This window comes from Roseibacillus ishigakijimensis (genome assembly GCF_016595415.1).
In the GTDB taxonomy this organism is placed as follows: Bacteria; Verrucomicrobiota; Verrucomicrobiia; order Verrucomicrobiales; family Akkermansiaceae; genus Roseibacillus; species Roseibacillus ishigakijimensis.
The window spans coordinates 158,112-177,886 of sequence record NZ_JAENIO010000003.1 but is presented as its reverse complement, the minus strand read 5'-3'; the positions used below and the strand labels follow the sequence as shown (position 1 = coordinate 177,886).

Genomic DNA, 19,775 nt, shown 5'->3' with positions numbered 1-19,775 from the left:
TGAGTTTCCCTTGGCAAGAGCGCCCGGCTCCTTTAGGTCCCCCGCGATGCTGTTTTTGGAATCTATTCAGTGGCCGGACGAAATTGAAATTCTCATTGATCGTCTCGATAGTGAATCTGCGGAGCGAGCCCTCACCCGCGAAGAGCGCGCGCTCGTAGATGTCTACGAGACAGTCCCCATTCTCGAGAGCGAGGACTGCTTGCATGAGTTCTGGCAGAGCGAGATCGACCACCAGCGGATCATCAAATCCTTCGATATCATCGGGGCCACCGCCATCGTGGATCCGCTCAATGCCAGCCGCTGGTGTGGCAATCAGAGCCAGGAACGCGGGGATTACAGCGAGACGGAATCGGATTACCTGGCCACCATTGAAGAAGAGCTTCCGGCGGGGATGGAGGAGCTGCTGGACCTGGTGCAAGAGTTCGTCGCCGACGAACTCGAGTAAGCTCTTCTCCAGCGGGCAAAGGGCGGTCGCGGGCCACCCGAACGGCGTTGATTTTTCTTTTCAGCCCGGGAAGAATTCTTGCTAGCTTTCCGCTGTGTTTGCCAACCAGCCCATCAACTTGCACTTCACCATTCCCGCGACCGATGCCCTGGGCCGCGAGGAGGTGGAGGGACAACTGCGCTTCCACGCGGAGAATCTCGATCTTCACTGGAGGCTCAAGGGCAACGTCTTCACCGGCGGTGCCGGCGAGATGACCACCATTGCCATCCCCTACCCGGCGGTGGCCGAGGTGCGCCTCCACAAGCGCTGGTTCCGCCCCTCCGAGCTCATTCTACGGGTCGAGGATCCCAGTCTGGTCGCCGCCATCCCCGGTAGTGAAGTCGGCCGCCTGGTGATGCAGGTCCAGGACCAGTCCAAGGACGCCCTCAAAAATGTCAATGAACTCATCGACTATCGGCGGTCGGTGTTTCTGCTCGACGAAACCAACAAGCGGCTGGAGGTCCTCCGCGAATCGTGAAGGCTCTACTCCTCCCCGCTCTTCTTCTCCTGACGGGTTGCTCCTCCTTTTCCTACTACACCCAGGCCATCCGCGGTCAGGCTGAAATCACTTTTGCCAAGAAAAGCATCGCCCGGGTCCTGGCCGATCCGGAGACGAGCGGGGAACTCGCCGAAAAGCTTCGCCTCAGCCAAGAGATCGTTGATTTTGCAGAACAAGAGCTGGGGCTGCCCTCCTCAGGGTCCTACCGCCACTACGCGGACCTCAAGCGAGACCACGTGGTCTTCATCGTCCATGCCGCCCCCAAGTTCTCTCTCGAGCCCCACACCTGGTGGTATCCGGTGGTTGGTTCCCAGAATTATCGCGGCTTTTTTTCCAAAGAGGACGCCCAAAAGGCCGTGGCCAACCTGCAAGCCCGGGGTTTCGAGACCTATCTGGGAGGAGTCAATGCCTACTCCACCTTGGGATTCTTCCATGACCCCATTCTCAACACCTTCATCGACTACCCCCAGGTCGACTTCGCGGAACTCATTTTTCACGAGCTCACCCACCACCGCTACTACGAAAAGGAGGAAACCGCCTTCAATGAAGCGCTGGCCGAAGTGGTGGCCCGCGAAGGAGTGCGCCGCTGGTTGCGCCGTCGGGGCGAGCAGGAAGCTCTCCACGCCTATGAACTGCGTCTCATGCGCCGTTCCCAGATTCGCCGCGCGATCGAGGAGTCCATTGCCCGCCTGAAGATTCTCTACGCCAGCGAGCACCCGCAGGCCGAAATGCGTCGGCGCAAGGAAGCCGAAATGGCAGCTCTCAAGGAAACGATTCAGAATCTTTATGCCGGTTGGCAGCAAAAGCCGAACCACTTTCTCTCCACTCCTCTCAACAACGCCCGGCTCAATGCCTTCACCACCTACGAGGCTCTCGTCCCGCCTCTGCAAGCGCTCCTTGCCCGCCACCAGGGAAACCTGAATTCATTTCTGGAAGAAATCGAAAAAAACGGGCCCAGCCTCCTCGCCAACTGACGTTCCTCCGCGAATTTATCCTTTTCCCCTTCCCGATCCGCGCCTACATTCGACCCCAAAGACAGGGGAGCCTACGAGGCTGAGAATGGGCCAGTGCGCCCGTGACCCTTCGAACCTGATCCGGGCAGAACCGGCGTAGGGAGTCTCCAGATTCGTTCCAAATCTTCTGGATTCCCTGCCCCGTGGGCCGTCCGCACCAGCTGACGGCCTCTTTTTTTGCCTGATACACAACCACCAACCGACCGACGATCATGTCTTCCTTCGACGACCAGAACCAGACCCTCTCGCCCGACAACGCGCATCAGCGCAGCGACTACACCGGCAACTTTGTCGAGGATATCGACAACTCCGCCGAAATCGCCGCCATCGAGGCCGATCCCACCAATTTTCCCAACTCCACCCGCATCTACGTGCAGGGCCAACTCCACCCCGAAATTCGTGTCCCCATGCGCGAGATTCGCCAGGACAAGACCACCCACAGCAACGGGGTGGTGGAGGAAAACGCCCCCATCCGGGTCTATGATTGCTCCGGCCCCTGGGGCGACCCCAGCTTTGAAGGCGATGTCACCCAGGGCCTCCCCGCCCTGCGCCGCGATTGGATTCTCGCCCGCGAGGACGTGGAGGAATACGAAGGCCGCGACATCAGGCCCGAGGACAATGGCTACCTGTCCGACAAACACGCCGAGACCTACAACGCCAGCAAAGCCGCTAAGAACAAGCTCAAGGAATACCCCGGCCTGAAGCGCAAACCCCTCCGCGCCAAATCCCACCCCGTGACGCAGAAGTGGTATGCCGAACAAGGCCTCATCACCCCCGAGATGGAATTCGTAGCCATCCGCGAAAACCTCGGCCGCCTCGAAGCCTTCCAAACCGTCGCCGACCGCTACGAACCCGGCGAGGAGATACTCAAACAGCAAATCGCCGACCTTGAGAAGCAGCTCGCCGCCGCCAAAGCCAAGCTCAACGGTGAAGAAGTTGAGCTCTCAAATCTCAACTCCCCCAGCAACGGCACCCCCGAGGGCTACCTCATGCCCCGCCCCTCGGAAATCGACCCCCAGAAGCAAGTGGCCCGCAACCGCATGGACCACCAGCACCCGGGCCAATCCTTCGGCGCACAAATCCCGGCGCTCATCACCCCCGAGTTCGTGCGCAGCGAAGTCGCTCGTGGTCGCGCCATCATCCCGGCCAATATCAATCACCCCGAGAACGAGCCCATGGCCATCGGCCGCAACTTCTTGGTCAAAATCAACGCCAACATCGGCAACTCCGCGGTGGCCTCGACCATTGATGAGGAAGTCGAAAAAATGCGCTGGTCCACCAAGTGGGGCGCGGACACCGTGATGGACCTTTCCACCGGAAAAAACATCCACGCCACCCGCGAGTGGATCATCCGCAACTCCCCCGTCCCCATCGGCACCGTGCCCATCTATCAGGCTCTCGAAAAAGTGAATGGCCGCATTGAGGATCTCACTTGGGAGCTCTACCGCGACACCCTCATCGAGCAAGCCGAGCAGGGCGTGGATTACTTCACCATTCACGCCGCCGTCCTTCTCCGCTTCGTGGCTCCCACTGCCAAGCGCATGACCGGCATCGTCAGCCGCGGGGGCTCCATTATGGCCAAGTGGTCCATCCACCACGGCAAAGAGAACTTCCTCTACACCCACTGGGACGACATCTGCGACATCTGCGCCGCCTACGATGTCTCCTTCTCCATCGGCGACGGCCTCCGCCCCGGCTCCATTGCGGATGCCAACGACTACGCCCAACTCGCCGAGCTTGAGGTCCAGGGCGAGCTCACCCAACGCGCTTGGAAAAAGGGCTGTCAGGTGATGAACGAAGGCCCCGGCCACGTCCCCCTCCACCTCGTGCAGGAGAACATGCAGAAGCAAATCGAGTGGTGCCACGAAGCCCCCTTCTACACCCTCGGACCGCTGACGACCGACATCGCCCCCGGCTACGACCACATCACCTCCGGCATCGGCGCCGCTCACATCGGCTGGCACGGCTGCGCCATGCTCTGCTACGTCACCCCCAAGGAGCACCTCGGTCTCCCCAACCGCGACGACGTGCGCGAAGGGGTCATCACCTACAAAATCGCCGCCCACGCCGCCGACCTCGCCAAGGGCCACCCCGCCGCCCAGGAACGCGACAACGCCATCTCCAAGGCCCGCTTCGAGTTCCGCTGGCGCGACCAGTTCGCCCTCGGTCTCGACCCCGCCCGCGCCATCGCCTTCCACGACGAAACCCTTCCCGCCGAAGGCGCCAAAACGGCCCACTTCTGCTCCATGTGCGGCCCCACCTTCTGCTCCATGAAGATCACGGGAGACGTGAGAAAGTATGCGGAAGAAAAAGGATATACAGAGGCGCCCTAAGCCTGATGCAGAGTGATTTGCGTAAAGGGGATATTCCACCCTTCTTCATTGCAAATGTCGACACAGAGACTCTGGATTCCCCGCTCCAACTTGTTGTAGCGGGGCGCGGCGGCTCCCTTGAAATCAGCTAAAACCGAATAATCCAAGGAAGAGGCGGCTGCGGAGGCAAACTCGACGTTGAGAGAGTTGAGATGCTCGCGGTCCTCCAGCAGGTCGACGATGCGATTGGCCAACTTGGCTTTCATCGTAGCCACCACCTTGGTAGTGGAGATACTTTGGTGCGCGTAGTCGATGCCGAAGGTGACGGTCACGCGGAAGCTGTTGCAGAGATTGATCGGAGCCATGCTCAGAAAATCGGCGGTGGGAAACGTCTCCCGCGCCCCACCCAGCCGCACCACCTGGACATATTCCGGGGTTTGCATGACGACTTTGCCCAAAGAGCCCCCGGCGAGAACCCAATCACCGGTTTTAGTGGGAAACCAGGCCTCCGAGGGTTCGTGGGGTCGGCTTCGCAAGGTGCTTAAGCGTTTAATGGACATGCGAATCAAGCCACCCGTGAGCTCACAGTTGCGGAGTTCGGTGTAGATTCCGATGGTTCCTACTTCCCAGGGAACGCCCTCGAAGGTGAGACGCTCGCCTTTCCGCACGGGACCGAGATTGAGGAGCATTTTGGTCTGCTCGAAGGTCTTGGGAATGGTGTTTTTCGCCGTCCAGCCGAGACCGACGATGAAAACGATGAAGAGAGTAAGGAGCAGCCAGTCTCCGCTGTAATAGAGCACCATCAGGGAGGCAAAGGCGGCGAGGAGCCCGCTGATCACGACTGCGGAGAGTTCCAAGAGGCGCCAGCCGAAAGCGCCGTGGTCGCGCTTTGCCAAAACGGGCAAGCGCAACAGCCAGCGCCAGAGCCAACGGAGAAGAAACCAGGTGGCTGCCAAGGCTCCGATGGCTTTCAAGAGATTGAGGCCCCGTCCCTTGAAAAAATTCCCCAAGGCATCGCTGACCGGTTTAAGAATGGAGCCTTGTTCGCTTTCCTGCTGATCCATCTGAACGGCCAGGGCCGCGAGCTGACCCTCAGCGTCCTTCTGGCGCGACGACCAGATTTCCTGCAGTTCGGCGACCTCTTCCGCCGCATGCCCCTGCAGGCCTTGCCAACGGGAGAGCCGGGCCAGAGCTTGCTTGGCCAGCTCCGCTTGCTCCAGTAGGCGCGCTTCCCGCGAGCGCAACATCTCGATTTCACGAGGCCGGGCCGTGGCTTCCTTCACCGCTTTGATCGCCGGTTGAAGGATTTCCCGGACTTCATCCATCGGATCGAGGTCGGCCTCATCAGCAGTGGTCAGCTCGTCAGCCCGCACCCCGGTGGCCAATTCACCAAAGCCTTTCTCATTCTCCTCCAGGCGGGCGGCCAATTCCGCTTCCCGCTTTTGTAGACGCTCGATTTCCTGTTGGGCCAAGGGCTCCTCCCCTTCTTCCGGGCTCAGCAAATCGCGCACCCGGGTCAGCTCCGCTGAGGTGTCGGCAATGACTTGGGAGAGGGTTTCCAAGGTCTCCCGCGTGCGCCCGTTGGTAACGGAATCGGCTTGAAGAGACCACGCGAACAGGAAGAAGCAACATGCAACAGCCCTCATTCTGCTGATTCTAACCACTTTGTTTCAGAGAACGAAAGCCCCAAGGCCCAAAAAAACCGCTTTCACCGGAGTGAGAGCGGTTTTTGCAATTAATTTTGGCCAGTGGGCGATCAACCGCAGCCACAGCCACCACCGCCTCCGCCTCCGCAGCAGCCCCCGCCATCCTGTGCGGCGAAGTCCTCGGCAGAAGGGACCCGGCCCAACTCGAGGGTCATCCCCACATACTTGCTCACGCTGCCCTGCAGAGCTTGCAGGGTTTGCTGGGCATTGAGGAAATTGGTCGCTACGGGATTCTCGAAGAGAGCGCCCCGAGCGGACTCGAAGTCCTTGATCTCACTGTCGCTGAGCTCGAGGCCAGCTTGCTGCTTCTGATGGAGTTCATCGCCCCACTCCTGCACGCGCCGGAAACTGTCGCGAGCGGTGTCATCTGCAAAAAAGGTCTCCACGTCCTTTTGCAGGCTGGCGAACTCATCATTTTCTGCGATCAAGGCGCAGAGTTCGCGCGTCTTTTCCATTACCGGGGAATTGTCCTCCAAGATACTCATGTGGAGCGGACGCTAGCGGCGGCCGTCCTCGCCCGCAACTCGCGATTTGCGGAATTTGGCCTTAAGAAAGGGATTTTCCCGCGAATTGCGACGAATTTTGCCAAGAAGAGAGGGAGAGAGAGCGTATAATGCCCCCATGAACCCAAGATCCATCGCCTATCTCTCGATTTGGGGCCTTTCCGTGGGTGCCGCCTATTTTGCCGGAAAATCACTCACGCCGACCGACTCTGCGGAGGGCGCGTCCGTGCAGGCCACCAAATCGGTGCGGGCCAACGTCAGCGGCGGCTCTGCCCCGGGCACCACCCCCGATAGCACCACCAGCCGTTCCTCGGCCCAAGCCCGGCTCGAGGCCGCGCCCATGGTGCGCAAGGGTTCGAGTCCGGAGGAAATGATGGCCGATATTGCTCTTTCCGAAGATCCACTGGAGCGGACCAATGCGCTCCTCGCCCTCATCGACAGCCTCGACCCCAGCCAATTCGAGTCCGTAGTGGCCTCTTTCCGCGATTTGGGCATCACCCGCGAGCGCTGGGGCGAATACCGCATGCTTCTCACCGCTTGGGCCAAGGTCGATCCGCAAAACGCCCTGACCTATGCATCAGAAAATACCGACGGCACCTTTGCGCGCAACACCATCCTGGCCACTTGGGCCGCCACCAATCCCGAGGGTGCCATTGCGTGGGCCGAGGCCAATCATGACAATCCCGACGAAGCCAACCCTTGGTTGGTGGGCGTGATCGAAGGCCTCGCCCCCCACGATCTGGGCCGTGCCACCGCCCTCATGGAGACCATGCCCCGCTCCCGCCAGCGGGGAGACGCTCTCGAAAGCATTCTCTCCAACATGCTGGCCCGCAACCCGGAGGACGCCAAAAACTGGTCCGCCACCATCACCGATGACGTGCTACGCGCCGGGGCTTACGCCATGACCGCCGAGGCCATTGCCCGCAAAGACGCGGAGGAGGCGGCCACTTGGCTGGCTGGCACAGGCGACATCGATGCCCTCAATCGGGTGGGCGAAGACATCGTGGAGGATTGGTACCGCCAATCTCCCGAAGCCGCCACCCAGTGGGTCACCAACCTGCCACCGGAAGCGATCAGCGAAGGCGCTGAGGGCGTGATTGACAACATGGTGCGGGAAGACCCCGTCAACTCCGCCCTCTGGCTCTCCGATCTGATGACCACCCATCCCGACACCAACTTTGACTCTGCAGTCGATGAACTGGTGCGGGGCTCAACCCGGCGTGACCCTGAGCTGGCCGCCACTTGGGTCTCAGCCTACCGGGACGAAGGTCACCGCAATCGCAATTACCACCGCGTGCTGGGTGACTGGAACAACCAGGACTCGCAGGCCGCCAAGGCCTGGATGCAGCAAAATATCGATTCCCTGCCCAATTCCATTCGCCGCCGTTTCCTGGAGCAAGATCAGCAGCCTAACAACGGCCAGTAAAAGACAGTCGAAAGAAGAGGACAAAAGGGTCATTATTCAGTCGACGTTGGTCCGCGCGTTCACCAGACTGCGCCGGACCTTCACTTTTGTTGACTTCGCATGAAAATAACCACCTTTGCTCTCTTCACCGCCTCCTGCCTCATCCTCCCATTATCCGCTCAGGAGAAGGATAAGAAGGAGGAGAAAAAGCCTGAATCCGCCGAGATCAGTCTCGCCCCCGTCGAGGCTGAGGTCGAGATTGCAGGCGCGACCCTCTCCTACACCGTCACTGCCGACACCTTGGTTCTCAAGGAGGACGATGGCAAGGAACGGGCCTCGGTTTTCCATGTCTCCTATGTGAAAAAGGAAGAGGGCGACAAGGATCGGCCGGTGATGTTTGCCTTCAATGGTGGCCCGGGTTCCTCTGCGGTTTGGCTGCACCTCGGAGCCCTTGGTCCCAAGCTCGTCCCCACCAGCAAGGACGGCACTGAAACCCTGCCCCCGCCAGTGACCCTCATCGACAATCCCCACTCCATCCTTGATGTCACCGACCTCGTCTTCATTGACCCGGTTTCCACGGGATACTCGCGACCCAAGGAGGACAAGACCAAGGGCCAGTTCCACGGACTGAATGGCGACATCGAGTCGGTGGCCGACTTCATTCGGCGGTGGACGACGGAGAACAAGCGCTGGAGTTCGCCCAAATACCTTCTCGGAGAATCTTATGGAGGGATTCGGGCCGCAGGACTCGCCGAGCATCTGCAGTCGGAATACGGCATGAGCCTAAATGGCGTGGTCATGCTCTCCTCTCTCCTCGACTTCCGCACGCTGCGGGCGAGCCAAGGCAACTACCTGATGAACCAAGTCTATCTCCCCGCCATGACGGCAGTGGCCCATCATCATGGCAAAATCTCCGGCGATCGCGATGAGCTGCTCAAGCAAGCCTATGCCTTGGCGGCGGGCGACTACACCCGGGCCCTTTTTGTCGGCTCCCGCCTCAGCGAGGGGGAAGTGGAGGCCATGGCCGAGCGTCTCTCCGCCCTCACCGGGGTTCCTGCCGCCCTCTGGGTCGAGACCAATCTACGCCTGTCGCCCACCCGCTACCGCCGCGAGCTGCTGCGGGCGGAAGGGAAGGTGCTCGGTCGCTTCGATGCCCGCGTGGCCTGGCCCGCCCAGTCCAAAGACAGTGATTACCCCTCCTACGATCCCTCTTATGCGGTGGCCTACGGAGCGTTTTCCACCGCCATGCTCGCCTACCTTAGCGAGGACCTTGGCGGCCAGGACATCCACCACCCCTATCGCATTCTGACGGGAAAGGTGCATCCCTGGCGTTGGGATGCCGAGAACAGCATTGTGAACGTCGCCGACCGCTTGCAGGACGCCATGACCGAGAATCCCAACCTCCGCCTGCTCGTGATGGGCGGTTACACCGACTTCGCCACCCCCCCGAGCGGCATCGAATACACCCTCGATCAACTGGTGGACCTGCCGAAGGAGAGCCGCGAGCGCATCAGCTACACCTATTATGAAGCCGGGCACATGTTCTATCTCAACGAGCCCGACATCATCAAGATGCGCACCGATCTGGTCGAATTCATCACCGGCCAGTCCGAGTAAGGGCCGTTCTGCCTTGCACGGCCAAAGAGAATCTGCTAGCAGGAGCGATGATCCCGCTCGATCCTGAAGAAATCTTTGGCTGTGCGATCTGGGACGCCGTTCGCCGCGTCCTTGCCGTCATTGCCTGTCTTTATCTGGGGAGCTTCGTCGCCTTTCTCGCTGCGGGTTTTTGCGAAATCCTCGGCACCCTCATCGGCTCGGGCTTGACGGTCTTCCCATCCTTTGCCTGGACTCCAGAGCTTTTGATTCTCCCCTTCTGGAGCTTCGGCAGCCTTTTTGGCATTCTCACCGCCACGACCATCTTCCTCGCCCTGATCTACTACCTGCGGGTGGAGGAAACCTCGTGGAAAAAATTTCTCCAATTCGCCACTCTGCAGCAAATCGCCCTCGCGGGCACTCTGGCCGATCACTCTCTGGCCCTGGGGCTCGTTTCTTCTCCTGTTTGGCAAACCGTGCTCGCCCTGCTCGGAAACTTGTTCTTTCAACTGCAGGGCTGGGCGTTCATGGCTCTTACCCTGTTCTTTCTCAAAATCAAACAGCGCCAAGACCACGAGATCCACCTTCTCAATGTCGCGGCCGAGAATGCGCGCTGGCGCGAGAAGGTCGAGTCTCTGGAGCACATCCCCCCTCCGCCTTCGGGGCCGAAGCCGCCCCAGCCCCGCCCCCTCTAGCTCTTCCTAAAAGCCGGGTGCCGAGACCGTTGCATTGGTCCGCTCATCGACCCGGCGCTTGAGGATGCGGTCCGCGATGCCAAGCACGATCTCTTCCAGCAGCAAGCGCAGGTGGCTGCCGGGTCGGTAATCGGCCGGGGCAATGTGCTTCACCCGCTCGGCCCGCGCCGAGAGCTGGTAGCACTTGCGAAAGCTCCGCCGCGTTTCATCATGAGGATTGTAGACCGCCACCGCGTGCCCCCCATTCTTTTTCATCACGGTGAAGCAAGGCACATCGGTCGGCCCGTCTCCGATATAGGTCATGTTTTCAAAGGGAATCGGCCGCTGTTCAGGCGGCATGTGGTCGTTGACATCCTGGTCATAGCCCAACATCCCCTTGTTGATGCGAAAGAGAAACTGCGTCTTGGTGGTGTGCGAGATGGTGCGCTTGGGAAAGGCGATGCAGCCGTCGGAATTCTCACCGAATTCGCAACCGAAGATGGCCTTCACCTTGCCCTTGAGGCTGCAGCCATCGAGGAGTGCCTTCAATCCCGAAGAAATGATGTAGTGCTCGATGGTGATCCCGGCGGCTTCGTGCTCCGGTCGCAAGATTTGATTCATCTCCCCGAAAAGATCATCCACCCCCGGGTAATAGCTCAGATTGCGTCCCAGCTCCGAGAGGTCCGCATTGCTGACATTGTCCATTCCAAGGTAGTCGAGGAGACACTTCATGTAGGCCAGCTCCCCGTCCCAGCTCTGCTCCGTGACGAGGGTGTTGCACTTCTTCCAAAACTGCTCGGGATCGATGCCAAAGCGCGGAAAAAGAACGTCGTCCTGCATGTAGCTCGGGCTCAGGGTCTGGTCGTAATCATAAACGAGAGCTATGGTATTCTGCGGTTCTGCCACCGCGCGAGACTGGCACGTTCCCTCAGCCCGAGCAAGGGAAAGGCGGCAGGGTCCTCACCGGGCAGCGGGGCGGGTCCGCTCACTTCTTGGGCACGGCCCGCACCGAGCCCACCGAGATGCCGCCATCGACCAACAGGGTCTGCCCCGTCAGGTAGGCGCTGGCCTCGCTGGCGAGGAAAATCAGGGTGCCATCAAGGTCCCCCGGTTCTCCAGGCCGCCTGAGCGGAATGCGATCGGTGAGATACTCCACCCAGCCCTCATTCTCATACATCACCTGATTCTGCGCGGTCTTGAACCAGCCCGGAGCAAGGCAGTTGACGGTGATGCCGTGGGGTCCCCAGTCATCGGCAAGACTCATCGTCAATTGCTTGGTCCCGCCCCGGCTCGCTCCGTAGGGAGCCAGCCCGGCATAGCCATTGACACAAGTCACCGAGCCAATATTGATGATTCGCCCCGCGAGACCTTGGGCCATCATGCGCGCGGCACAGGCCTGGGCCACGAAGAAAACCCCGCGCAGATTGGTATCGTGGACGAGATTCCAATCCTCCCAAGTCACCTCCAGAGCGGGCTTGCGCACATTGCAGCCAGCATTATTGACCAGAATATCGAGCCCTCCACTCACCTCCCACGCCTCCGCCACCGCTTGGGTGATGCTCTCCTGCTCGCGCACATCCAGGGCCACGGGCCAGGCCTGCCGACCGAGGTCCTGCACCGCCGCCACGGTATCAGCCAGAGAGTCCAGAGAGCGACTGGTCACCACCACATCGGCTCCAGCCCGCGCCAGGGCGAGAGCGAAACCCTTCCCCAACCCCCGGCTCGCCCCTGTGACGAGCGCCTTCTTTCCTGATAAATCAAATGCCTTCATAAAATCTCTGCTGCCGGAGTGACCATGACCTTGAGGGCGCCCTTCTCCCCCGCCGCGGCAAAGGCCCGAGCCCCTTCGCCCAGCGAGAAGGAGGCCGAAATCAGCGGCTGCACCCGGATCGCACCACTAGCAATCGCTTCCAGGGCCGCTGGATACTCGCCCGCGATCGCGCAGGAACCGAGAACGTCAAGCTCCCGGGTGACGACGGCTTGCAAGGGCAGCGGAACCTCCGGCGACAAATTGCCCACCAAGACCAAGCGGCCGCCTTTGACCAAAGATTTCACCGCCAAAGCCACGGTGGGCGCGATGCCGACGACTTCAAAGGCGAGATCAAAATCGCTACCCGCGAACTCATCCGGCAAGGAGACCTTCTGCGCTCCCAGCTCCATGGCCAGCTCAAGCCGCGACTGGTCTTGATCCACCGCCGTGACCACCGCCCCCTCGCTGGCGAGAGCCTGGATGAGGAGCAATCCGATGAGACCGGCCCCGATGACAAGAACTTCCTTCTCCCGCACCGAGCCCGCCCGCCGCAGCGCGTGGAGAGCCACCCCCACCGGCTCGGCAAAAGCGGCCTCCGCGAAGGAGAGCCCGGCAGGCAAGGAATGGAGAATCCGCGCGGGAAGGACCACTTGTTCGGCAAAAGCCCCATCGCGATGGAATTCCGCACAAGAGACCCCCACCACCTGCCTCTGGTCGCAAAGATTGACCCGTCCCGCCCGGCAGTAGCCACATTCCCCACACCAGACCGTGGAATCGAAGGTCACCCGATCGCCCACCTGCCAGTCGTCCACCCCCGGGCCGAGAGCCGCAATCACCCCACTCGCCTCATGCCCCATGACCACGGGGGGAATGCGCCGACCCGTGCGGCCATCCATTCCATGCAAGTCGCTTCCACAAATGCCACAGGCCTGCACGGCAAGCACGACCTCCCCGGGACCAGGCTGCAGGTCAGGCCTTTCGACCACAGTGAAGCGGGAGGGAGCGGAAAGTTCGAGGGCTTTCATGCCTCATTGCTACGCGATCGTGAGTCGGAAGGCCAAGAAATTGTCCCCTCACCCCAGCTGTCGACGGTAAGCGGCCAGGTTCTCACCAAATTGCCGGAAGATCGCCTCGTGCCCGGCCAAGATGCGATCGCTATCCCCGCTATCGGGCGGCAAATCCTGACGACCCCGGTCGTAAGTTCCGCCCAAAATGACCCCATCCGCGCGGGGAAACATGTAATGGAGCCCACTAATCAAATTGTAGTTCACCTCCTGCTGCGGCAGTAGCACGCAGAGCTGCCCCCGGATGGGCATCAATTCCCCGTCTCCAAAGAGCGGCCCGGCCCCGAGTCCCGTGCAGTTGAAAATAAGGGCCTCCGGCAAGGCGAGGACTTCATCCGCGCTGGTGAAATCGCGCACCACCACCCTGGCCCCTGTTCCCTGCACTTCTGCCAGCAAGCGGGCGAGATAGGTGGCGGGCTCGATGAGCATGGAATGAAAACGCCGCACATAAGCGGAGGGGAACAGATGCTCCCCGGGAGCGAAATCGCGGAACCCCACTTGCAGGTCGTGCAAGACCCCGCCAGGTCCATCGATCCAGCCATTGGCCGGGGCGCGATTGCTCAGGTAGTAGTTCGGCAACCAGCGCACCCCCCACTGAGGACCCACGAGATTCTGGAAATAGCGGTGGGCAAAGTGCGCCGCCTCGACAAATTGGCGGCCAAAAGACTCACTGCGGCGGCTCCCGTCAAAAACAGAGACCGGCCACCATTGCGCGCCCGCGATATTGGAGGTGGTCTCCGGTGGCAGAGCCCGGGTATAGAGCGTCACCTGCGCGCCCCGCTGCTGCAGCAGTCGGGCCGTGCTCAAGCCCATCACCCCTCCGCCAACCACGGCACAAGAGCGCCCGGCCAGGTCCCCGGCCTCTCGACAGGCAAGATGAGCCGAACCCCAGGAGAGAGACATTCCCCCTCCGCCATGACCGTAATTATGGATCAGCACCTTCTCTCCGCGCTCTTCCCGCCGCACCACAAAGCCAGCCGGGCGGAAGGGCCGCAAGCCCACCACCGTCCGGATCTGCCGCGCTCGCTCCACCCGCACCGGCTCCAAGTCCCAGCCTTCGGGAGCTTCACTCGCAGGCCCTTCCACCGACCGGCTTTCCCCCGGCATGGGAGGAGGGTTTTCTTCTTTCTTGCGGCACCCCGCTGCCAAGCCGAGCCCTCCTGCGGCCAATGTCAAAGCCTCTCGTCGTTTCATCTTCCTAGCATCGCCCCAGCGACAATGAAAAGATACGGAAAAAGCCGTAAAAAATTGCCGTCCATCCCCTCGCGAAAACGTCATTTTTTGGGCATTGGGCAGGCAATTTGCCCTCTCTACGGACGTGAAAAGGCAGGCCATCACGCCACGCGCCCAGCTATGAAGTTCCTCACCAGTTGCCTCCTGCTTTCTCTCCTCACCTGCCCCGCTCACGAACTTTTCCTCTCGCCCCAAGGGGACGACCGCCATCCCGGCACCCGCGAGCAACCCCTGGCCACCCTCGCCGGAGCCGCCCGGGCCCTCCAAGAGGCGCCCGTCGGGGAGGAAGCCATCACGATCTGGATTCAGGGTGGTCACTATCCCGTCAGCGAGACCGCCGTTTTCGGCCCCGGGCTGGCCGGCACGGCCGAGAACCCCATCCGCTTCCGCGCCGTGGCCGGGGAAGTCCCCGTCTTCGATGCCGGACTCACCTTGCCGCTTTCCGAGGCCCAGCCTGTGGAGAAAGAAGAAGAACTCGCCAAACTCCACCCGACTGCCCGGGGCCAGGTTTACTCCCTACCCGTGACCGATAAAGGCCTGCACCAGGCTCTGGCCAAAAGAGGGATGCGCTGCAGCCTGGATGGCAAGATGATGACCGTTGCCACCTACCCTAATGTGGGCTTCGGCCACATCGATCGAGTGCTCGCCAAGGGCGCCGTCTATGCTCAGGGCCGCACCCAGGGGGCCCCGCCCCGCTGGACTCTCGATCAACCCATTGGCGGCAAGTTCACCCTTCTTGACAAGGATCTCTCGGCTTGGGAAAAGGAGCTACAGGATCGCCGGGTGGCCCTCGTCACCGGTTACTTGAGCCACGATTGGTATCGCGAGACCCACCCCATCGCCAATATCCAAGAAGGCGTCATCCAGCTGGCCGATTCCAGCCGCTACGGAGTCCTGGGAGGCAAGGCGGTTCCCCGCCGTTTGCGCGTCACCAATCTCTTGTGCGAGCTGGACCAGCCTGGAGAATTCTACTACGACGAGCCTACCGCCCGGCTTTACTTCCTTCCCCCCCGCCCCCTCTCCGCCGGGTCCCGCCTCAGCATTTGGCAGGGGCCGGCCATCGTGGAAACCCGGGGAGCGTGCCGCCTCTCACTGGAGGGGCTCGTCTTCGAAGGCGTGGGTCAGGGAAAGGCCCTCGTCAGCATTTCCGGGAGCCACGACGTCGTCCTCGCGGGCTGCACCATTCGCAATTCCACCCGCCCGGGAGTCATTATCGAGGGCGGCCAATCGTGCGGACTTCTTTCCTGTGATCTCTACGACCTCCCCCACCACCTCACCCTCTCCGGAGGCACCGTCAAGACCCTCACCCCCTCCGGCCACTTTGCCAAAAACTGCCACTTCACCCAGATTGAAGCCGCCGATTTCTATGGCCGGGTCAGCATCCGGGGCGTGGGCCAGGTCTTCCGCAACAATCTCATCCATCACTTCCCCGGCCAAGTGGTCGTCTTCGGCGATTGCGACCACCTCATCGAACGCAACGAACTCTTCAATATCGGCTTCGAAGAGGGCGACGGCGGGGCCATCTACAGCGGGGCTTCGCGTTGGAGCTGGGGCAACGTTATCCAACACAACTTCCTCCACCACCTCATGTGTCTCCCCGAGGCCCATCCCCGCGGGGGCGTTTATCCCGATGACGGAGACCAGGGCGAGACCATCGCAGAAAACATCTTCTACAAAGCCGCCCACCGCGCGGTCCTCATCAATGGCGGGGCCGGTCACCGGGTCCGGGGCAATCTCTTCCTGCAAGGCTACATCGGCATCTACAATACCGAGGCCTACGCCGAACGCGGCTACCGCGACATCGCCCGCTACGAGAAGGGGGAGCTGAAGCGCGGTGACAAGGGCGATGCCATTTGGCGCACCGAACGTGTGGTGGGGGACGAGGGCTGGAACAAGGAGCCTTGGATCAGCCGTTACCCGCTCTTTGCCAAAATCATGAACCAAGAACGGATGAGATTCTATCCCATTGAATGTGAGTTCGTGGACAATCGTTTTGCCGGGAACTGGCGCAATATCGAATACCGCACGGGCAGTGGCGAAAAAGGAGTAAAGGACATCGCTGAAGTCCCCTTCATCAAAAGCGAGGGCAATGAAGAAGTGCCGCTCTCCCTCTTCATGAACCCGGCCAATCTGGACTTTCGCCCCCGGGCTGGAGCAGGCCTCTCCATGCCAGCGATTCCCTTTACCGAAATCGGGCTCTACCGCGATTCCTACCGCAGGACCGCCCCCGACCCCTCCTCCTATCGCCGGGCCGTGCAAGCCGAGTTCGCCGACCGGCCCTCCTACGACCCCGACGCCCGCTACAATCCCCGCACGGTCAACGAGGAAATCTACTTCAACAGCGGACGCCTGCTCGAAAAGCTGGCCGGCTTTCTCCACTGAGTCCCTCCCGCCCCACTGCGGAATCTTGGCGACCTCCCGGAGCTCCCCCTCCCTTCCTGGGGGACAAAGGTCACTAGTTCTTGCTTCTGTCCCCGCCATCCGCCATGGTCCCTCCTTCCTTTCCCTTCCCCAATTTATGAACAATCTTTTGTCCATCGAAGAACTTTCAGCGGCTCAGCTCAGCGAACTCATCGATCTCGCGGTCGAGATGAAAGCCACCCGCGGTCGCCACCCCAGCCAACCTCTTGCCGGGCAAACGTGGGCACTGATCTTCACCAAAGCTTCCACCCGCACCCGGGCTTCCTTCGAGGTCGGAGTGCGCGAGCTGGGAGGCGCTCCCATGTTCTTGTCCAAGACCGAGATTCAGCTCGGTCGTGGCGAACCCATCAAAGACACCGCCCGGGTTCTCGGCCGCATGGTGCATGGAGCCATCATTCGAACCTTTGCCCAGGAAGATGTCGTGGAATTTGCCGCCTTCAGCAAAATCCCCACCATCAATGCCCTGACCGATGACGAGCATCCCTGCCAGATTCTGGCCGATCTACTGACCATTCGCGAGCGCCTGGGCACTTGGGAGGGGCAAAAGGTCGCCTTCATCGGTGACGGCTTCTCCAACATGACCATCTCCTGGATGTGGGCCGCCAAACACCTCGGCTTCGAACTGGCGGTGGCCGGCCCGCAGGAATACCTCCCGCCTGCGGATTTCCTCGCCAAGCTGGACGCTCCCAATGTGAGCGTGGGCACCGATGCCGCCGCCGCCGTGCAAGGCGCTTCCGTCATCAATACCGATGTCTGGCTCTCCATGGGCCAGGAGGGTCAAACTGAGAAGGAGGCCCTCTTCGGGCCCTATCAGGTCAATGAAAACCTCCTCTCGGGAGCGAGTGAAGGACACCTCGTCCTCCACTGCCTGCCCGCCTACCGGGGAAAAGAAATCACCGAAGATGTTCTGGAAAAACAGGCCGAAGTCATCTTCCAGCAAGCAGAGAACCGACTCCATGCCCAAAAGGCGGTCCTCGCCACCCTCGCCAGATAGCGGATAAGCCCAGACCCGTCACTCCCCCTGGCGAATCGAATCGGGGCAAATCCCCAGAGCGATCGGGAGGCAGGTCTTTCCCCTCAAAATGACAAGCGGTTGTGGCCCGGCAGGCCCGCCGCCTCTTTTTCCTAACCCAGCCACCGCTGGCCCAGATCGCGGTAAGTCTCGATGCGCCGATCCCGGAAGAATGGCCACCAGCGGCGATGATCCTCCAAGGCCTGCCGATCACAATCCACCGTCACGATCTCGCACTGATCCACCGAGCCCCGGGCCACCACCCGCCCCATGAAGTCGCTGACAAAACTCTGCCCCCAAAACTCGGTGCCGTCCTCGCGGCCCACCCGATTGATCGCCGCCACGTAGCAACCATTGGCCACCGCATGACCACACTGCACGGTCTGCCAGGCATGGTGTTGACCCGCGCCAAGCTCCTCCTTTTCCTCCGGCAACCAACCAATGGCGGTGGGATAAAAGAGGATCTCCGCCCCTGCCAGCGCCATCAGTCGCGCCCCTTCCGGGAACCACTGGTCCCAACAGATCAAGACCCCGATAGTGCCAAATTTCGTTTTCCAAACCGGGTAACCCTGATCCCCGGGAGTGAAATAAAATTTCTCTTCAAAACCAGGATCCTGTGGAATGTGATTCTTGCGATAAGTCCCCAGAAGCGAACCATCGGCATCAATCACCACGGCGGTATTGTGGTAGACCCCGGCCGCCCGCCGTTCGAAGAGCGCTCCCACCACCACCACCCCACAGAGAGCGGCCACCTCGCACAACGCCTCAGTCGTCTCCCCCGGTATCGACTCCGCCAAATCAAACAAATCCGGATCCTCCACCGTGCAAAAATAGCTGGTGGTAAATAATTCCTGCGTGCAGACAATTTCCGCTCCCTCTGCCGCCGCACGCCGGATTTGCTCCACCGTCCAAGCCACATTCTCCTCCCGCGAACCCTTGTTTTCGCCTTGAATCAGCGCAATTTTTGCCATGGCGGCACCATGGCACCTCCGGCCAAACTTGAAAAAGGAAAAGGGGGGGCGGAACAGAAAAGTAGCCAGCGGAATGGCCAAGGAAGACGAGCTGTCCACCTTTTGCCTTGATGGCGGAGGCATCCGGCGACACCTTCCCCCCGCAGCCATGGAACTCGATATTCTAGACGTCTCCTTTGACACCAAAACGATCAAGCCCCGCGAAATCGAGGAGGCCTTGGAAGATCCCTTTGCGGTCCGACTTCTGCCGGAAAATGATCGCGCCGACGGAGAGTCGCGCTTCTACGCCATCGGCAAGTCCATCGCCAACCGCCACCTCTTCCTCGCCTTTTCCACCGATGGCAAAAAAGTCCGGGTGGTGGCCGCCCGCGACGCCAGCGAAGACGAGGAAACCTTTTACGAGCGCAAATTCGCCGAATTCAAGTAAATGAAAACGATCACCAGTTGGGAGGACATTCCCGATTTCGAGGACGAAGAAGAAGAAGCCGACTTCTGGAGTAAGCACGAGCTGGCTCCGCGGTTGATGCAGGGCTCCTTGCACTCGCCAGACTCGCGCGAGTCCACCACCATCACCCTGCGCTTCGACCCTCGCATGCTCTCCCGCATCAAGCGCATCGCACGCTCCCGCTTCCTCAACTACCAGTCCATGATCAAGCAATGGCTGGCCGAGCGCTTGGAAGACGAGATGCGGAAAATGGACTGAGCCCCCATCGCCGTGAAAGTGCCCGCCATTGCGCAACGGTCCTCGTTCTGGAGCGCCGCCTTCGCCATCTGGTTCCTTGTCCTTTGGCAGCTCTCCAGCAATCCCTTGCCCGGGCCCCGGCTTGAGAGCGACTTCCCCATCGATAAGATCCTCCATTTCGGTTACTTCTTCGGAGGCGGCGGGCTCCTCTCCGCCGCCCTCTTTCTCAAAAAAAGCCGACCCCTCACTGGGAGCAGCCTCCATCTCGCCGTCGTCCTCACCCTCTTTCTCACTGGTGCCCTCGATGAGTGGCACCAATCCTGGGATCCCCATCGCTCCGGCAACGACGCGGGCGACCTGACCTTCGACATCTTGGGTGCCCTGGCCGGCACAGTGGTCTTCCGCCGCCTGCAGCCCGCCATCTTCCCCCGCCCGACCCTCTAGCGGAAGGAA

General features: G+C 60.9%; 19 protein-coding genes and 1 riboswitch. Of the genes, 12 read left to right on the top strand and 7 right to left on the bottom strand.

Annotated elements, in window-relative coordinates; translation table 11 throughout:
- Positions 1–46: 46 nt before the first annotated feature.
- From JIN78_RS02205 to thiC, 4 genes are all read left to right on the top strand, one after another.
- Positions 47–445: a hypothetical protein gene (locus JIN78_RS02205; protein ID WP_200390295.1), complete on the top strand. Its 399-nt coding sequence runs from the start codon at positions 47–49 to the stop codon at positions 443–445.
- Between the two features lie 94 nt (positions 446–539).
- Positions 540–962 carry a hypothetical protein gene (locus JIN78_RS02200; protein WP_200390294.1) on the top strand — a complete coding sequence of 141 codons (423 nt, stop codon included), beginning with the start codon at positions 540–542 and terminating at the stop codon, positions 960–962.
- Complete coding sequence (locus tag JIN78_RS02195; RefSeq protein WP_200390293.1) at positions 959–1,957, top strand: aminopeptidase; 999 nt, start codon at positions 959–961, stop codon at positions 1,955–1,957. Before JIN78_RS02200 ends, JIN78_RS02195 begins: the two co-directional genes overlap by 4 nt.
- A 53-nt stretch (positions 1,958–2,010) precedes the next feature.
- Positions 2,011–2,116: riboswitch (TPP riboswitch) on the top strand.
- A gap of 92 nt (positions 2,117–2,208) precedes the next feature.
- Entirely contained in the window at positions 2,209–4,329 is a 2,121-nt protein-coding gene (thiC, locus tag JIN78_RS02190; RefSeq protein ID WP_200390292.1) for a phosphomethylpyrimidine synthase ThiC, read from the top strand.
- Here thiC and JIN78_RS02185 read toward each other — a convergent pair.
- Both JIN78_RS02185 and JIN78_RS02180 read right to left on the bottom strand, forming a co-directional pair.
- Positions 4,326–5,954, bottom strand: coding sequence for a hypothetical protein (locus JIN78_RS02185; protein ID WP_200390291.1), 1,629 nt, complete (start codon positions 5,952–5,954; stop codon positions 4,326–4,328). The genes thiC and JIN78_RS02185 overlap by 4 nt on opposite strands.
- A 110-nt stretch (positions 5,955–6,064) precedes the next feature.
- Complete coding sequence (locus tag JIN78_RS02180) at positions 6,065–6,499, bottom strand: YlbF/YmcA family competence regulator (protein WP_200390290.1); 435 nt, start codon at positions 6,497–6,499, stop codon at positions 6,065–6,067.
- Between the two features lie 136 nt (positions 6,500–6,635).
- On the opposite strand from JIN78_RS02180, the gene JIN78_RS02175 reads away from it, so the two are divergent.
- From JIN78_RS02175 to JIN78_RS02165, 3 genes are all read left to right on the top strand, one after another.
- Complete coding sequence (locus JIN78_RS02175; RefSeq protein ID WP_200390289.1) at positions 6,636–7,943, top strand: hypothetical protein; 1,308 nt, start codon at positions 6,636–6,638, stop codon at positions 7,941–7,943.
- 99 nt (positions 7,944–8,042) lie between these two features.
- Positions 8,043–9,539, top strand: coding sequence for a S10 family peptidase (locus JIN78_RS02170; protein WP_200390288.1), 1,497 nt, complete (start codon positions 8,043–8,045; stop codon positions 9,537–9,539).
- A 47-nt stretch (positions 9,540–9,586) separates the two neighbouring features.
- Entirely contained in the window at positions 9,587–10,210 is a 624-nt protein-coding gene (locus JIN78_RS02165) for a hypothetical protein (RefSeq protein WP_200390287.1), read from the top strand.
- A 6-nt stretch (positions 10,211–10,216) separates the two neighbouring features.
- Here the strand turns inward: JIN78_RS02165 and JIN78_RS02160 are convergent, their stop codons facing one another.
- The 4 genes from JIN78_RS02160 to JIN78_RS02145 all read right to left on the bottom strand — a co-directional run bounded on the left by JIN78_RS02160 (position 10,217) and on the right by JIN78_RS02145 (position 14,197).
- Positions 10,217–11,095: a haloacid dehalogenase-like hydrolase gene (locus JIN78_RS02160; protein ID WP_200390286.1), complete on the bottom strand. Its 879-nt coding sequence runs from the start codon at positions 11,093–11,095 to the stop codon at positions 10,217–10,219.
- A gap of 79 nt (positions 11,096–11,174) precedes the next feature.
- Positions 11,175–11,960: an SDR family NAD(P)-dependent oxidoreductase gene (locus JIN78_RS02155; RefSeq protein WP_200390285.1), complete on the bottom strand. Its 786-nt coding sequence runs from the start codon at positions 11,958–11,960 to the stop codon at positions 11,175–11,177.
- Positions 11,957–12,964: a zinc-dependent alcohol dehydrogenase gene (locus JIN78_RS02150; RefSeq protein WP_200390284.1), complete on the bottom strand. Its 1,008-nt coding sequence runs from the start codon at positions 12,962–12,964 to the stop codon at positions 11,957–11,959. The genes JIN78_RS02155 and JIN78_RS02150 overlap by 4 nt, the downstream gene beginning before the upstream one ends.
- 48 nt (positions 12,965–13,012) lie before the next feature.
- Positions 13,013–14,197, bottom strand: a complete 1,185-nt coding sequence (locus JIN78_RS02145) for an FAD-dependent oxidoreductase (RefSeq protein ID WP_200390283.1) — start codon at positions 14,195–14,197, stop codon at positions 13,013–13,015.
- Between the two features lie 159 nt (positions 14,198–14,356).
- Between JIN78_RS02145 and JIN78_RS02140 the strand changes: the two genes are divergently transcribed.
- Positions 14,357–16,618 carry a right-handed parallel beta-helix repeat-containing protein gene (locus tag JIN78_RS02140; protein WP_200390282.1) on the top strand — a complete coding sequence of 754 codons (2,262 nt, stop codon included), beginning with the start codon at positions 14,357–14,359 and terminating at the stop codon, positions 16,616–16,618.
- 136 nt (positions 16,619–16,754) lie between these two features.
- Entirely contained in the window at positions 16,755–17,651 is an 897-nt protein-coding gene (gene argF, locus JIN78_RS02135) for an ornithine carbamoyltransferase (protein ID WP_200390281.1), read from the top strand.
- Between the two features lie 131 nt (positions 17,652–17,782).
- On the opposite strand, the gene JIN78_RS02130 is transcribed toward argF, so the two are convergent.
- Entirely contained in the window at positions 17,783–18,640 is an 858-nt protein-coding gene (locus JIN78_RS02130; protein ID WP_200390280.1) for a carbon-nitrogen hydrolase, read from the bottom strand.
- Positions 18,641–18,713: 73 nt separating this feature from the next.
- Between JIN78_RS02130 and JIN78_RS02125 the strand changes: the two genes are divergently transcribed.
- From JIN78_RS02125 to JIN78_RS02115, 3 genes are read left to right on the top strand one after another with little or no spacing between them, the layout of a single operon-like run.
- Positions 18,714–19,067, top strand: a complete 354-nt coding sequence (locus JIN78_RS02125; protein WP_234037729.1) for a BrnT family toxin — start codon at positions 18,714–18,716, stop codon at positions 19,065–19,067.
- A complete protein-coding gene (locus tag JIN78_RS02120) occupies positions 19,068–19,343 on the top strand; it encodes a CopG family antitoxin (protein WP_200390279.1) in 276 nt (91 codons plus the stop codon).
- A gap of 12 nt (positions 19,344–19,355) precedes the next feature.
- Positions 19,356–19,766, top strand: a complete 411-nt coding sequence (locus JIN78_RS02115; protein ID WP_200390278.1) for a VanZ family protein — start codon at positions 19,356–19,358, stop codon at positions 19,764–19,766.
- The last annotated feature ends 9 nt before the right edge of the window (positions 19,767–19,775 follow it).

Bases quoted from the DNA above. Each gene is read 5' to 3' on its own strand.
- JIN78_RS02120 (WP_200390279.1), top strand. From the start codon at position 19,068: ATGAAAACGATCACCAGTTGGGAGGACATTCCCGATTTCGAGGACGAA.
- JIN78_RS02205 (WP_200390295.1), top strand. From the start codon at position 47: ATGCTGTTTTTGGAATCTATTCAGTGGCCGGACGAAATTGAAATTCTC.
- JIN78_RS02155 (WP_200390285.1), bottom strand. From the start codon at position 11,960: ATGAAGGCATTTGATTTATCAGGAAAGAAGGCGCTCGTCACAGGGGCG.
- JIN78_RS02180 (WP_200390290.1), bottom strand. From the start codon at position 6,499: ATGAGTATCTTGGAGGACAATTCCCCGGTAATGGAAAAGACGCGCGAA.
- JIN78_RS02185 (WP_200390291.1), bottom strand. From the start codon at position 5,954: ATGAGGGCTGTTGCATGTTGCTTCTTCCTGTTCGCGTGGTCTCTTCAA.
- JIN78_RS02150 (WP_200390284.1), bottom strand. From the start codon at position 12,964: ATGAAAGCCCTCGAACTTTCCGCTCCCTCCCGCTTCACTGTGGTCGAA.
- thiC (WP_200390292.1), top strand. From the start codon at position 2,209: ATGTCTTCCTTCGACGACCAGAACCAGACCCTCTCGCCCGACAACGCG.
- JIN78_RS02145 (WP_200390283.1), bottom strand. From the start codon at position 14,197: ATGAAACGACGAGAGGCTTTGACATTGGCCGCAGGAGGGCTCGGCTTG.
- JIN78_RS02125 (WP_234037729.1), top strand. From the start codon at position 18,714: ATGGCCAAGGAAGACGAGCTGTCCACCTTTTGCCTTGATGGCGGAGGC.
- JIN78_RS02140 (WP_200390282.1), top strand. From the start codon at position 14,357: ATGAAGTTCCTCACCAGTTGCCTCCTGCTTTCTCTCCTCACCTGCCCC.
- argF (WP_200390281.1), top strand. From the start codon at position 16,755: ATGAACAATCTTTTGTCCATCGAAGAACTTTCAGCGGCTCAGCTCAGC.
- JIN78_RS02170 (WP_200390288.1), top strand. From the start codon at position 8,043: ATGAAAATAACCACCTTTGCTCTCTTCACCGCCTCCTGCCTCATCCTC.
- JIN78_RS02130 (WP_200390280.1), bottom strand. From the start codon at position 18,640: ATGGCAAAAATTGCGCTGATTCAAGGCGAAAACAAGGGTTCGCGGGAG.
- JIN78_RS02165 (WP_200390287.1), top strand. From the start codon at position 9,587: ATGATCCCGCTCGATCCTGAAGAAATCTTTGGCTGTGCGATCTGGGAC.
- JIN78_RS02175 (WP_200390289.1), top strand. From the start codon at position 6,636: ATGAACCCAAGATCCATCGCCTATCTCTCGATTTGGGGCCTTTCCGTG.